The sequence below is a fragment of the Pseudomonas sp. B19125 genome, assembly GCF_044218855.1.
In the GTDB taxonomy this organism is placed as follows: Bacteria; Pseudomonadota; Gammaproteobacteria; order Pseudomonadales; family Pseudomonadaceae; genus Aquipseudomonas; species Aquipseudomonas edaphica.
This window is the reverse complement of record NZ_CP162589.1, coordinates 3407911-3422323: the sequence shown is the minus strand read 5'-3', so window position 1 is coordinate 3422323 and position 14413 is coordinate 3407911. Positions and strand designations below refer to the sequence as shown.

Annotated in this window: 12 protein-coding genes; 7 read left to right on the top strand and 5 right to left on the bottom strand. The window is 59.5% G+C overall.

Going from position 1 to position 14413, the window contains the following annotated elements; translation table 11 throughout:
* Window positions 1-113: 113 nt before the first annotated feature.
* Window positions 114-1313: an MFS transporter gene (locus tag AB4P96_RS15515; RefSeq protein ID WP_177033250.1), complete on the top strand. Its 1200-nt coding sequence runs from the start codon at window positions 114-116 to the stop codon at window positions 1311-1313.
* Here AB4P96_RS15515 and AB4P96_RS15510 read toward each other — a convergent pair.
* Window positions 1269-1871, bottom strand: a complete 603-nt coding sequence (locus AB4P96_RS15510; RefSeq protein ID WP_017137493.1) for a tRNA-(ms[2]io[6]A)-hydroxylase — start codon at window positions 1869-1871, stop codon at window positions 1269-1271. The genes AB4P96_RS15515 and AB4P96_RS15510 overlap by 45 nt on opposite strands.
* A 149-nt stretch (window positions 1872-2020) precedes the next feature.
* Between AB4P96_RS15510 and AB4P96_RS15505 the strand changes: the two genes are divergently transcribed.
* Window positions 2021-2884, top strand: coding sequence for a universal stress protein (locus AB4P96_RS15505; RefSeq protein WP_099549609.1), 864 nt, complete (start codon window positions 2021-2023; stop codon window positions 2882-2884).
* Between the two features lie 131 nt (window positions 2885-3015).
* On the opposite strand, the gene AB4P96_RS15500 is transcribed toward AB4P96_RS15505, so the two are convergent.
* A complete protein-coding gene (locus AB4P96_RS15500) occupies window positions 3016-3486 on the bottom strand; it encodes a DUF1289 domain-containing protein (RefSeq protein ID WP_017137495.1) in 471 nt (156 codons plus the stop codon).
* A 394-nt stretch (window positions 3487-3880) separates the two neighbouring features.
* Between AB4P96_RS15500 and acnB the strand changes: the two genes are divergently transcribed.
* Complete coding sequence (acnB, locus tag AB4P96_RS15495; protein WP_017137496.1) at window positions 3881-6490, top strand: bifunctional aconitate hydratase 2/2-methylisocitrate dehydratase; 2610 nt, start codon at window positions 3881-3883, stop codon at window positions 6488-6490.
* 969 nt (window positions 6491-7459) lie between these two features.
* Here the strand turns inward: acnB and AB4P96_RS15490 are convergent.
* The 3 genes from AB4P96_RS15490 to AB4P96_RS15480 form a co-directional block, all read right to left on the bottom strand.
* Complete coding sequence (locus tag AB4P96_RS15490) at window positions 7460-9106, bottom strand: SulP family inorganic anion transporter (RefSeq protein WP_169986312.1); 1647 nt, start codon at window positions 9104-9106, stop codon at window positions 7460-7462.
* Window positions 9096-9713, bottom strand: a complete 618-nt coding sequence (locus tag AB4P96_RS15485) for a ParB-like protein (protein ID WP_017136633.1) — start codon at window positions 9711-9713, stop codon at window positions 9096-9098. The genes AB4P96_RS15490 and AB4P96_RS15485 overlap by 11 nt, the downstream gene beginning before the upstream one ends.
* A 125-nt stretch (window positions 9714-9838) precedes the next feature.
* Window positions 9839-11116: a serine/threonine transporter gene (locus AB4P96_RS15480; RefSeq protein WP_170039592.1), complete on the bottom strand. Its 1278-nt coding sequence runs from the start codon at window positions 11114-11116 to the stop codon at window positions 9839-9841.
* Window positions 11117-11531: 415 nt separating this feature from the next.
* Here AB4P96_RS15480 and AB4P96_RS15475 point away from each other — a divergent pair, with 415 nt between their 5' ends.
* From AB4P96_RS15475 to AB4P96_RS15460, 4 genes are all read left to right on the top strand, one after another.
* Window positions 11532-12032 carry a DUF4822 domain-containing protein gene (locus AB4P96_RS15475; RefSeq protein WP_170039595.1) on the top strand — a complete coding sequence of 167 codons (501 nt, stop codon included), beginning with the start codon at window positions 11532-11534 and terminating at the stop codon, window positions 12030-12032.
* Between the two features lie 57 nt (window positions 12033-12089).
* A complete protein-coding gene (locus AB4P96_RS15470) occupies window positions 12090-12536 on the top strand; it encodes a hypothetical protein (RefSeq protein WP_017136636.1) in 447 nt (148 codons plus the stop codon).
* 252 nt (window positions 12537-12788) lie between these two features.
* Window positions 12789-13313, top strand: coding sequence for a cysteine hydrolase family protein (locus AB4P96_RS15465; RefSeq protein ID WP_177032521.1), 525 nt, complete (start codon window positions 12789-12791; stop codon window positions 13311-13313).
* 96 nt (window positions 13314-13409) lie between these two features.
* Window positions 13410-14360: a 2-hydroxyacid dehydrogenase gene (locus tag AB4P96_RS15460; protein WP_170039601.1), complete on the top strand. Its 951-nt coding sequence runs from the start codon at window positions 13410-13412 to the stop codon at window positions 14358-14360.
* Window positions 14361-14413 lie beyond the last annotated feature (53 nt).

Here is a 14413-nt window from a genome sequence, read left to right as displayed (position 1 = left end):
GGTGGCAAGCTGGCCGACTTAAGCAACTGGCCATTACCGCCCGACGAAGCTTCATGCTTTTAAGAGTTTTTAACAAATAGCCTGCAATCTTTTACGCCACTAACAGGAGTTATATGCGCAAGGACTACCTGGCTTTTTTTATCTCGCTGTTCCTGTCGCGGCTGGCGGACCAGATTCTGTTATTTATCGTGCCGCTGATCGTATTCCAAACCACCAACAGTGTGTCGTGGGCTGGCTTGGCGTTTTTCGTCGAGTCACTGCCGCGTTACCTGGCGTTCCCGGTGTGCGGCGCATTGTGCGACAAGTTTTCGCCGGTGCGCATCCTGCATATCAGCCAGGTTTACCGCGCATTGGCGTGCGTGCTGGCGGTGGCGTTGTATGGCGTGTTCGACGGCATCTATTGGCTGGTGATCCTGTCGGCGCTGTGCGGCGTGTTGACGACCCAGGGCATCATGGCCCGCGAAGTGGTGATGCCGCATATCTTCAAGCATTACACCTATGCCAAGACCTTGTCCTACTCACAGATCGCCGACCAGAGCGGCCTGGTGCTGGGGCCACTGGTGGCGGCGCTGATGCTGGAGGTGTGGGCGTGGCCGTGGGTGGTGGCGGGCATTGCCGGGCTGTTTGTGCTGGCGGACCTGGCGATGTTGGTGTGGCAGCGCAACACCACGGTCAGTCTGGAGAGCTTTGAGCAACATCAGGATATCTGGCTGCAACCGCTGCGCATTGCCTTCGGGCATATCCGCAAACTGGCGGAACTGAAGCGGGTCATTGCCCTGGCGGTGGGCGTCAACCTGATCATCGGAGTCACGCTGGCGACGTCTGCGGCCATGGTCACTGGCCTGTTCGACGCCGGCAAAGATGCCTATGCGTTGTTGCAGGCTGCGGGCGCGGTGGTGACCATCGTTATTCTGTTTTACCTGGCGCGTTCCAGCCTGCCGTTGAAGCTGCTCGGCGGGCTGTCTTATTCAATGATCGCGGCGGGGGCACTGGTCATGGCCGTCAGCACTAACCTGTGGGCTTACACCCTGGGATTTTTACTGATCACCGGCTTCGACAAGATGTTCAACGTGTACATGCGCAGCACCCGCCAGCGGGTGATTCCGGTGCAGGACTTCGGCAAGACAGTCGGCGTGATTACGTTGCTCAACAACCTGGCGCAGCCGCTGGCGGGTCTGTTGATTGCCGTGCTGGCGGCGCCGTTGGGCACGCAAACGGTGATCCTGTTGTTGGCCGGGATCACCGCGCTGATCGGCGTGGCCGTCGCCTCAGGCTGGCACGCCACTGTGAAAGCGGAACTCGATGTCGGGTGACTCAATCAGTTCCTGCTCGGCGGCGCGCACCCGTTCTATCACCTGGGCGATGTCCTTGGCGTCGCCGTACTGGTAGGCAAGCTTCAGGTAACCCTGGAAGTGCCGGGCCTCGCTTTTGAGCAAACCGAAGTAGAACTTGCCGAGTTCTTCGTCCAAATGCGGCACCAGGGCTTCGAAACGCTCGCAACTGCGCGCCTCGATAAAGGCGCCGACCACCAGCGTGTCCACCAGCTTGACCGGCTCGTGGCTGCGCACAACCTTGCGCAAACCCGAGGCATAACGGCCGGCATGCAGTTGGCGCAGCTCGATCTTGCGCTTTTTGATCAGGCGCATGACCTGTTCGTGGTGCACCAGCTCTTCACGGGCCAGGCGCGACATCATGCTGATCAGGTCCACGTGGGCGTGGTACTTGGCGATCAGGCTGAGGGCGGTGCTCGCGGCTTTGAATTCGCAGTTCTTGTGGTCGATCAGCAGGGTGTGCTGATCGGCCAACGCGGCCTGGACCCAGGCGTCGGGGGTGCGGCAGCCGAGGAATTCGTGGATTTCGGGCAGGTTCATCGGGCTCACGGGCAAAAGGATCACAAAAGGCCGGCGATTATACCGACCCCGCCGCAGACCACCAGCTACTGGCCTTGATGTGCATCAACATGACGTCTGGCGGGCAGCAACTATAGTTGTTCCAGGCCCACCCTTTGGAGACCCCGACCATGCAAGCCATCCGCAGCATCCTGGTGGTTATCGAACCCGAGCATTCCGAAAGCCTGGCCCTCAAGCGCGCCAAGCTGATTGCCGGGGTCACCGGCGCGCACCTGCATTTGCTGGTGTGCGACAAAAAGCACGAGCATTCGGCGCTGCTCAGCCTGCTCAAGTCCGGCCTGCAGGAGGACGGCTACAGCGTGACCACCGAGCAGGCGTGGAATGACAGCCTGCATGAAACCATCATCGACGTGCAGCAGGCCGAAGGCTGTGGCCTGGTGATCAAGCAGCACTTCCCGGACAGCCCATTGAAAAAGGCCCTGCTGACGCCAGCAGACTGGAAACTGCTGCGCTACTGCCCTACGCCGGTGCTGCTGGTAAAAACCTCGACGCCCTGGGCCGGCAAGGTGGTGCTGGCGGCCATTGATGTGGGCAACACCGACAGCGAACACCAGGCACTGCATAACGCTATCGTCGACCATGGGTTCGATATTGCAAGCCTGGCCAAGGCACAGTTGCATGTGATCAGCGCTCACCCGTCCCCCATGCTGTCAGCAGCAGACCCGACCTTCCAGCTCAAGGAAACTATCGAGGCGCGCTATCGCGAGCAATGCAAGGCGTTCCAGGCCGAGTTTGATATCGACGACACCCACTTGCACATCAACGAAGGCCCGGCGGATGTGTTGATCCCCTATGCCGCGCACACACTGCAAGCGGCGGTGACCATTATCGGCACAGTGGCGCGCACCGGGATTTCCGGCGCATTGATCGGCAATACGGCGGAGGTGGTGCTGGATGCGGTGGAAGGTGATGTGCTGGTACTTAAGCCGCAGGCGTTGATGGATCACCTGGAGGAGTTGGCCACCAAGGCCTGACATAGCCTCTTCAAACTATGGAGATCAAAGGTGGGAGCTGGCTTGCCTGCGATAGCGACCTTTGAGTCAAAACACCTTTGGCTGATCTGCCGCCATCGCAGGCCAGCCAGCTCCCACATTGACCTGCGCGGTCAGTGTCCCAGTGCGTCTCTCAGGAACCCCGGCGCGATATAGCGTTGGTAATGCGCCTCGGACAAGATAAAGAACTCACGATCGATGGCATCGCGCAGTTCCGGGAGTGCCCACTCACGAAACTCCGGCAGCAACACCATGCCATAGGCTTCCAGGTTGGAAATCACCCGCGCGCCTCGGGCGATCAACTGGTAGGCCCAGCAGTACTCGGACTGGTGCGGCACGAAGCGAATCTTGCGCAGCTCAAGCTGCCCGCGCAGCATCTTGGGGTCGAAGACTTCCAGTTTGCCGGCCATCACTTGCACCAACAGTTGCTCCAACCGCAGCCATACCGCACGTTTTTCTTCTTCGTTATAGCCATTCCACTGAATCACTTCATGGTGGAAGCGCTTGCAACCGCGGCAGACGAGATCGCCGTAAACCGTGGAGCACAGGCCGACGCAGGGGGTCTTGATGGCTTGGTTGGACATGGGCAATGCACACAAATCAGCGAAACAGTGCGCCATGTTAGCCCTTTGTCTAAGGTTGATCACCCAGCAAACTTGGCTAGGTAACTTACCTTTAGATTTTTTTTGCCGTAGAATCATCCGGCCTTGTAAGGCGCCAATAATCCGCTGGAAGCTGTTTTCAAAGCGTCACGAGCACAGTCGTTCCTTCAGAACGGTGTTGGCGCAGGTTCGACCCGGTAGGTCAGAGCCCGCGCCAACCCTCATCAGCTCCGTTCTGCAGGCGTAAAACTTTGAAAGCAGCTTCTGTGAGGAATGCCGGCAGCGCTGGCTTTGCGGCCCAAAAAGCCCCCGAGCGCATGCGTGCCGTTCATTTCTGGATGAGCGTCCCGTGGGACCACTGATGAGGGTAATAACTGTGCTTGAAGCCTACCGCAAACATATCGAAGAGCGTGCAGCACTGGGTATCGTTCCCCAGCCGCTTAACGCCGAACAAACCGCAGGCCTGGTCGAGCTGCTGAAGAATCCTCCGGCTGGCGAAGAAGAATTTCTCGTTGACCTTATCACCAACCGCATTCCACCAGGCGTTGACGAGGCTGCCTACGTCAAGGCCGGTTTCCTGTCCGCCCTGGCCAAGGGCGAAGTCACTTCTCCCCTGATCGACAAGAAACGCGCGGTTGAACTGCTTGGCACCATGCAAGGCGGCTACAACATCGTGACGTTGGTCGAGCTGCTGGACGACGCCGAGCTGGCCCCTGTCGCTGCCGCCCAACTCAAGCACACCCTGCTGATGTTCGATGCGTTCCACGACGTGGCCGAAAAAGCCAAGAACGGCAACGAACATGCCAAAGGCGTGATCCAGTCCTGGGCTGACGGCGAGTGGTTCCGCAACCGCCCAACCCTGGCCGACAAGATCAGCCTGCGCGTCTTCAAGGTCACCGGCGAAACCAACACGGACGACCTGTCCCCTGCCCCGGACGCCTGGTCCCGCCCTGACATCCCGCTGCACGCTCTGGCCATGCTGAAAATGGCGCGCGAAGGCATCGTGCCGGACGAGCAAGGCAAAACCGGCCCGATGAAGCAGATCGAAGAAATGCGCGGCCAAGGTTTCCCGATCGCCTACGTCGGCGACGTGGTGGGTACCGGTTCGTCGCGTAAATCGGCAACCAACTCGGTACTGTGGTTCTTCGGCGACGACGTACCTTACGTGCCGAACAAGCGCGCCGGCGGCTTCTGCTTCGGCAGCAAGATCGCTCCTATCTTCTACAACACCATGGAAGATGCTGGCGCACTGCCAATCGAATTCGACGTCACCAACATGAACATGGGCGACGTGATCGACCTGTACCCGCATGCTGGCAAAGTCTGCAAACACGGCACCGACGAAGTCCTGACCACCTTCGAAATGAAGACCCCGGTTCTGTTGGACGAAGTTCGCGCCGGCGGCCGTATCCCGCTGATCATCGGTCGCGGCCTGACCGACAAGGCGCGTGCTGAACTGGGCCTTGGCCCTACCGACCTGTTCAAACTGCCTGAAGCACCTGTCGACACCGGCAAAGGCTTCACCCTGGCACAGAAAATGGTCGGCAAGGCATGCGGTCTGCCAGAAGGCAAAGGCGTTCGTCCTGGCACCTACTGCGAACCGAAGATGACCACCGTAGGTTCCCAGGACACCACCGGTCCAATGACCCGTGATGAACTCAAGGACCTGGCGTGCCTGGGCTTCTCGACCGATCTGGTAATGCAGTCCTTCTGCCACACCGCGGCTTACCCTAAGCCGATCGACGTGACCACCCACCACACCCTGCCTGACTTCATCATGACCCGTGGCGGTGTTTCGCTGCGTCCAGGCGACGGCATCATCCACAGCTGGCTGAACCGTATGCTGCTGCCGGATACCGTCGGTACCGGTGGTGACTCCCACACCCGTTTCCCGATGGGCATCTCGTTCCCGGCCGGTTCCGGTCTGGTCGCGTTCGCCGCGGCCACTGGCGTAATGCCACTGGACATGCCGGAATCGATCCTGGTGCGCTTCAAAGGCAAAATGAAACCTGGTATCACTCTGCGTGACCTGGTTCATGCCATTCCTTACTACGCGATCCAGGCTGGCCTGCTGACCGTAGAGAAGAAAGGCAAGAAGAACGCCTTCTCCGGCCGCATCCTGGAAATCGAAGGCCTGAACGACCTGACGCTGGAACAAGCCTTTGAGCTGTCCGACGCCTCGGCTGAACGTTCGGCTGCCGGTTGCACCATCAAGCTGTCCAAGGACTCCGTCACCGAGTACCTGAACTCCAACATCACCCTGCTGCGCTGGATGATCGGCGAAGGCTACGGCGATGCACGCACCCTGGAACGTCGCGCCCAAGCGATGGAAGCCTGGGTTGCCAACCCGGAGCTGATGGAAGCCGATGCCGACGCCGAATACGCCGAAATCATCGAGATCGACCTGGCCGAAATCAACGAGCCGATCCTCTGCGCACCGAACGACCCGGACGACGCCCGTCTGTTGTCCAGTGTTGCCGGCGAGAAGATCGACGAAGTGTTCATCGGTTCGTGCATGACCAACATCGGTCACTTCCGCGCTGCCGGTAAGCTGCTGGAGCAAGTCAAGGGTCAGCTGCCAACCCGTCTGTGGCTGTCGCCGCCGACCAAGATGGACGCTCACCAACTGACCGAAGAAGGCTACTACGGCATCTACGGCAAGGCTGGCGCGCGCATGGAAATGCCGGGCTGCTCGCTGTGCATGGGTAACCAGGCACGTGTAGAGCCGAACTCGACTGTCGTATCGACTTCGACCCGTAACTTCCCGAACCGTCTGGGTGATGGCGCGAACGTCTACCTGGCTTCGGCAGAACTGGCGGCAGTTGCCTCCACGCTGGGTCGCCTGCCGACCGTCGAAGAGTACATGGGTTACGCAGCGAAACTGGACACCATGGCCAGCGACGTTTACCGCTACCTGAACTTCGACCAGATCGCCGAGTTCCGCAAAATCGCAGCAAGCGCCAACATCCCGGTGATTCAAGCCTAAGATGTTGTGATTTAAAAAACGCCGCGCATCGCAAGATGCGCGGCGTTTTTTTATGCCTGGAATACGAGTATTCGTCACACTGATAAACAACTGTGGGGGCTGGCTTGACTGCTGTGGCGGGCTTTTGGTGGTGTACATATCCATTTCTTTGATAGCGGCGACCTATGGTTCCGCTCTTACAGCGGGTCACTTTTGGCAAACGCCCGGAATGCCGGCCCAGCCAAAAGTAACCAAAAGGTTTGTGCCTCACCACTCGGTGCCTCGCCTAGGCTCGGCATGCCCGCACTCCGGCCATCGTGGTTAACGGGCCGCCTCAGATCAAAATCAAGATCAAGATCTACAGCACGGCGGCCTGAAAGCCGACCTGAGTGGTTAGATCAAAAGCGAAAAGCGGATTTACATACACTGAGGATCTGCTTTTCTGTGGGAGCTGGCTTGCCTGCGATGCAGACACCTCGGTACATCAGACACACCGAGTTGATGCTATCGCAGGCAAGCCAGCTCCCACAGGTGACCGAGTATGGCTCTGCTGTTGCTGTTGCTGTTGCTGTTGCTGTTGCTCCGGCCCTTACATCCTTTTCGCTGGCGAAGTCAGCGGTCTTTTGATCTGCGCTTTTGATCTTGATCTGAAATCGCCCCGTCAAACACGATGGCCGGAATCTGACAGTGATTTGGGGGGTAAACCGGCAGGGATGCCGGTTTAGCCGCGCTGGGCCAAGGATGGCCCATCGCGGCGCCCCCCCCAAATCACTGGCGGATTGCGGGCATGCCGAGCCTAAGCGAGGCACCGAGTGTTGGGGCGAAGACTTTTTGGTTACTTTTGTCTGGGCCGGCATTCCGGTCTTTACAAAAGTGACCCGCTGTAAGAGCGGAACCAATAGGAGCCGTTACCGCAGCAACGGATATGTACACCACCAACAACCCGCCATCGCAGGCAAGCCAGCTCCCACATTTTTTGATCACTTGCACTCAAGACCTGGCGTGCAACGCCAACTGCACTGCACCATCAACACTCAAGGCACTCAGCAAAACCTGTGGCGCAACGGCTTCGGGCAAGGCTTGCAGCACTTCCATCGCCGCATGCCGCACCCGCGCCAGTACCAGCCGCTTGCCCTCCCCGTGCACCTGCGCAAAAAACGCTGCCAGCGCCTCGATACTGGTGCCGTCAAGATCAGGCGATTCTTCCAGGCTCAACACCACCGCCTCGACCGGCGACTGACGCATCAAGCGCAACGCCGCGCCCAGGATGCGTTCGGCATTGGCGAAAAACAGCGCCTCACTGGGCCGTACAATCAGCAAGCCAGGCACCTGCACCGCATCAGCATGGTGTTGACGGTCAACAAAGTCATGACTGTCGCCCAAGCGCCCCAGCACTTGAATATCCGCCGAAGACATCTGGCGCAGCATCAACACTACGCTGATCGCCACCGCCACCAGCAAGCCATCCAGCACGCCCAGCACAAGCACTGCCGCCACCGCACAGATCACCAGCAAACGGTCGCGACGCCACAGGAAGTAACGGCCCAGGGGTTGCAGGCTCAAGCCACGGCCCAGCGCATAGATGACGATGGCTGCGAGCACCGGCTCCGGCGTTAACGCCACATACGGCAGCACCGTCAACACGATCACCAGCACCACCAGCGCCGCAACGATGCCCGCCAGGCGCGAACCGGCGCCGGCAGCCTCATTCGCCGACGTGGCCGAATAGCCCGCACCGGCGGGCATGCCGTGGAACAACCCGGACACCAGGTTCGCCGCGCCCAGCGCCAACAGATCGCGATTGGATGACACCCGGTCGCCATGTTTAAGTGCGAACGAACTGATAGAGCCGTAGGACTCCGCATACAGGATCATGACCAAGGCAAACGCTAACTCGCCCAGGCGCAACCAATCCGCGAACGGCAGCACGGGAAAGTGCCCCAGCTCCAGGCGCAGATCAATCATGCCGATCAAGGCCACGCCATGGGCCTGCAAGCCCAGGTACTGCCCGGCAACAATCCCCAGGACCACCACCAGCAAGCCGCCCGGCAGGCGCGGGATTCGCGCGCACAGCCATAACACCGCCAATGCTGCCGCTGCCACCAGTGCCGCCGGCCAATTCCAGTGCGCTAATTGCTCCAGTAACTGCGGCAGAAAGCGGATCAGGTTGTTATCGGTCAGGTGTACGCCCACCACACTGGCCAGTTGCTTGAGGATGATGGTCAACGCCAGGCCGAAGGCAAAACCGCGCAACACCGGCTTGGCGATAAACGACGTCACACCGCCCAGCTTGAACAAACCGGCCAACACAAACAGCACGCCGGTGATCAGCACCAGCCCGAAGGCCAGGGACAGCCTCAGCGCCGGATCATCCCCGGCCAGGCTGGCGGTAGCTGCCGCCAATACCGCCGCAGAAGAGGAAGTGGCCGAGACAATTGCAAAACGGCTGGTGCCCAACAGGCCGTAGCACACCAGCCCGGCAAACAAGGCGATCACACCGGCCTGCGGCGGCAACGCAGCGATGCTGGAATACGCCACAGCCTCCGGCAGCAGTAACCCGGCGATGGACAACCCGGCCAGGATGTCCTGGGTACGATTGGGGGGTACGGCAACGGGCGTAACGGTTTCAGTTTTCAATCGGCCCAACCCATCCTGGCAAATAACGAGCTTCCTGGCTGCGCGCCAGAGTCATGGCCTTGCCCAACAATTTGGCATTTGGCTGGCTGACAACATCGCTGCCGATACGGCTGCGAAAGAAGTCCGCCCACAAAAACTCGCTGAACGGTGTTGCGTCCTTGGCGTAACCACCGGCGGTACGCAGCAGGCCGGCAAGGCTGCGGTAAGGGTCGTCCTGCAGGTCGGTAATCTTGCGGGGAATGGCCTCATAGGTACGCCGCAAACCGCGCGCGTCGTAGGGGTGGACCCATTGATTGAATGCCATGACATTCCAGAAGGTGCTGCGCTCCACGAAAGACAGGTCCTTGAGCATCAGCAGCGACACACTCTTGACCTCTTCCAGAATCAAAGCCATACCGAAGTGGTGATGGTCGGTGATGTAGTAGCGCTCGTCCGGCCCCAGCACACAAGGGAACCAGTGCTTGTCGAGGGCGGCGGCGCGCTCCTTGCGCTTGAGTTTGGTCCAGGCGTCGCGCTTGGCAGCGACTTCCGCCATGCCGACCGTCAATTGTGTAGGGTGCAGTTTTTCCAGCTTGCCTGTGACCAATTGCGGGCGGGGCCGAGCCATGGGTATCTCCAAAGGGAACCAACACGTCGACAGCTTAGCCCTCATTGGCATGGGGATTTTTTCGGACACAAAAAAAAGCCGATTCACGCAGTGCGCGAATCGGCTTTGTTACCCGGCGTCTGTCATCAGGACAACAGCGAGTAAACCAACGCAGTAATCGCGACCAGGCCCACCGCAGTGACAAACACATTGGATGCTTGCCCACGGTACTTGGCCATGGCCGGCACCTTGCGGATCGCGTACATCGGCATCAGGAACAGGATCGACGCGATGATCGGGCCGCCCAGCGTTTCAATCATGCCGAGAATGCTCGGGTTGAGCGTGGCGACCAGCCAGCACACTACCAGCATGAACGCGGCGGTCATGCGGTCCAGGGACTTGGCAGCCGGACGACGCCCGGTTTTCAATACCAGCCCCTTGAGGCCTTCACTGGCACCGATGTAGTGGCCCAGGAACGACTTGGCAATCGCCACGAACGCAATCAACGGCGCGGCGAAGGCGATGGTCGGGTTGTCGAAGTGGTTGGCCAGGTACGACAGGATCGACAGGTTCTGCGCTTTTGCTTCGGCCAGCTGTGCCGGCGACAGCGTCAGCACGCAGCTGAACACGAAGAACAGCACCATTACCACCATCAACAGGTGCGCGCGGCACAGGATCTGCGAGCTGCGCTCATCGGCATTGGCGCCGTACTGGCGCTTCTGATCAACCGCGAAGGCCGAGATGATCGGCGAATGGTTGAACGAGAACACCATCACCGGAATCGCCAGCCACAGGGTATTGAGCAGCGCGGACGGCGCCGGGACTTCGCTGGCAGTGCTGAGGATGCCGCCGGTCCAGTGCGGGATGAGGTACACCGCCAGGAACAGCAAGGCGACGATGAACGGATACACCATCAGGCTCATGGCCTTGACGATCACTTGCTCGCCGCAACGCACCACCGCCAGCAAGCCGAGGATCAGCACAAAGGCCAGGATCGCCCGTGGCGGCGGCATGATGTGCAGTTGGTGTTCCATGAAACTGCTGACGGTGTTGGTCAGGGCCACACTGTAGATCAGCAGGATCGGGAAGATGGCGAAGAAGTACAGCAAGGTGATCAGTGCACCGGCCTTAAGGCCGAAATGCTCTTCAACCACGTCGGTGATGTCAGAGCCGGCACGGCCGGACAGCACGAAGCGCGTCAGGCCACGGTGAGCGAAGAACGTCATCGGGAACGCCAGCAATGCCAGGATCACCAAGGGCCAGAAGCCGCCCAGGCCGGCGTTGATCGGCAAAAACAAAGTACCGGCGCCAATAGCGGTGCCGAACAGGCCGAGCATCCAGGTGGTGTCCTGGCGGCTCCAGCTTGTGAGGGTTGCAGGTGTCGTTGCATAGCGTTCGTCGACGCTATTGGCCTGATCATTCATCCGGTCGGATCTCCGCATTTACACGGCCGGGGCGAGTCAGAAAAACCTGACAGGCAGCGCCTCGACCATAGAAGGGGCCGGATTGTCCGGGATTCTCTCGAATAAGCAAAGACTTAGCTGAGGAATGGTTGAGCGGCGCAGCAATTCAAGGAGGGAGGCGGACGGCAGCTTTCGTGGGCTGCGAAAGGTTATGGCCTTGCCAAAAATCCGTCAAAAGAAGCAACTTCCAAGAAGTATCCGACATTTAAAGCAGACACAGCCTACATCTAAATAATATTTCCACTGAGATAGACCATTAACTATTACAAGACCATACATAACCATTGAGCCGCCGCCAGAGCACACACTAAGATCGCCGCGTCCCTCGCACAAACATCATGCCGCGCTCTTAGCCAGCAGCCTCAGGAATTCAAGAATGAAAACACTCAGTATTGTATTAACTGGTCTGTGTCTTATCGGCCTATTTAAATCCAGCGAAAGTTACGCAACGCCAACCGTGCCTGAACGGGATATCCAGGCGCTGGCCTCTTCCCCACAATGGTTGACCACCAAAGTCTATATCGAGGGTGCCCCGGATAAGGATGTCAAGGCCAACTACCCCGGTGTGGTGGGCATTTCAATGTGGGACCCACAGCGCAACCGTTATGAGTTCTTCTATGCTGACACCGGGCTTTCAAAATACGCCGATGGCGGTGGCGGCTACTTCCTCGTCACAGGCGACCAAAATACCCATATTCTGGTGCCCGATGTGGGACCGATCAAAACCGTGGTCAGGCGACTGGAAAAACTGGATAAGAACGAGTTCACCTACTCGCGCGAAGTACCTCGCGACATGATTGCCAACAACCCTCCTGTTCGAATCTATGTCGTCCATGCGCCTTATATCGGCCCGATAAAAACTGCGCTGTCGAACTAGTCAGCCCTCACGCCTGACGCTACGCCGCTTGAATTAATAGACTGCAAGGTGCCCAAGATGAAGCCATGTAACGCCCTCACATCATTGTTAATACCTGTGCTGTTGACTGTTGCTCTGTTGCCCGCAACAGCCACTGCCAACACCGCCGCTCCCTCCAGCGTAAGCACTGTGGCGGCTACAGCTGATAACGCCGTCATGTTAACGGTGTTTCTCAAACATGATCAGTCGCGGCCCTTGAGCGAGTTGAAGGCACAATTGGCGAAGCAAGCCTTTCACAAGGTATTTCCTCCTGCCGGGGTTGAAGTGGTCAGTTGGAATGTCACCATGGGCATCGGACAGATCGTCGTGCTACGCCTGCCGGCTTCGCGCCTGGTAGAGGTCAATCTGGCGATAGAGCGCACTGCCTGGGGCGCCTACACAACGGAATTCTATCCTACCTACGATTTCAGGCCGATCGCGCAAGCAGAGCAAATCCAGGCGCAGCAGGCGGATTCTGCCCAATAATGGCAGTGTGGCGGCAGCCCTTTGAGGAAGCTATGGCAGCGCCGTTGACAGCCACGCGCCCGCCCCAGCATGATCGAGCCATGAATCTCATTCAGCGCCGCCTCACCCGCACCACCACGACCGCTTATGGCGGGTCGGGCGGTGGCTGTGGGTGCGAAAGCTAAAAACACCCCGAAACACCCCAAGGCCCCGCCAGCAATGGACGGGGCCTTTTTATTGCCCCGCCCGCTGGCCACTGCAAGGAGCAAGACCATGGCTAACGCCCTGTTGATCATCGATATGCAAACCGGTTTATACGACGGGCCGCAACAGCCCTTCGAGCGCGAGCGCGTGCTGGGCACCATCAACCAGCTTATCCAGCGCGCCCGCAGGGCCAACGTGGCTATCTTCGTCGCTCGCCACACCGGCCCGGCAGGTTCGCCGATCGAAGCTGGCAGCCCGTTATGGCAACTGTGGCATGGCCTCGACGTCGACGACGCTCACGATCACCTGTTCAACAAAACCCGCCCCAGCTGCTTCCTGGGCACTGACCTGGCGCAACAACTGGCGGCGGCACAGGTCGATGAATTGGTGGTGGTCGGCATGAAAACCCAGTTTTGCATCGACACCACGTGCCGAGTAGCGGCCGAGCTTGGGTTTTCGGTGATACTGCCCGAGGACGCTCATACTTGCATGGACACCCCGACCTTGCCGGCCAAGGCGATCATCGAGCATCACAATGCGACCTTGGCGGGGGCGTTTGTGAAGCGGGTGAAAGCTCAGGATGTTGAGTTCTAGAACTGCCTGTGCGGGATTTTTTCTGACCGAACAAATCGTTCCGTCTTACAAATCCCGCATACTCCTCCTATCAAACCCTTCAGGAAGAGCCTTCCGATGTCCACCACTGTTCTGGTCCTGGTTGAAACCATCAACGAATACCTGCAAATCATCGAGAGTAACGACTTCCATGTGATTCTGGCGCCGACACCGGCCGAGCGTGCCCAGGCGATCAAGGCCCACGGCGCGCAGATCAAGGCGGTACTCACCCGTGGCCCGCTGGGGTTGTATGCCGAGGAAATCGCGGCGCTGCCGTTGCTCGAGATTATCTGCGTGATCGGCGCCGGCTATGAACACGTGGACCTGCAAGCGGCGAGCAATCGCGGGATCGTGGTAACCAACGGCGCCGGCGTAAACGCGCCGTCAGTGGCTGACCACGCCATGGCGTTGCTGTTGGCACTGGTGCGTGGCATTCCCCAGACTGACGCGGCGGTGCGGCGCAGCGAATGGCCCAAAGTGATGCGCCCTTCCCTGGGCGGCAAGCAACTGGGCATTCTCGGTCTCGGCGCAGTGGGCATGGAGATTGCCAAACGTGCCGCCCTCGGCTTTGGCATGGAAGTGAGTTACCACAACCGCCAGCCCCGCGACGATGTGGACTACACCTATTGCGCAACCGCCGTGGAGCTGGCGCGCACCTCGGACTTCCTGATCCTGGCCACGCCGGGCGGGGCCAGCACCCGCCACCTGATTGATCGCCATGCCCTGGATGCGCTGGGGCCGAACGGTTACCTGGTGAACATCGGACGCGGCAGCGTGGTGGTGACTGCGGACTTGGTGGCTGCGCTGGAGCAACGGCGTATCGGCGGTGCCGCGCTGGATGTGTTCGACGATGAACCGAAAGTGCCCGACGCCCTCAAGCGGCTGAGCAATACCGTGCTCACCTCCCATGTCGCCGGCCTGTCGCCGGAAGCGGCCCACGACACCGTGCAACGCGTGGCCGATAACCTGGTGGAATATTTCGCCGGCCGCCCAGTGCTGACACCGGTTACCCTGCCGCCGCGCAACTAGTAGCGATTAGCCAGCACCGACGCAAAACCTGACTACACTGCTTGCGGGGATGC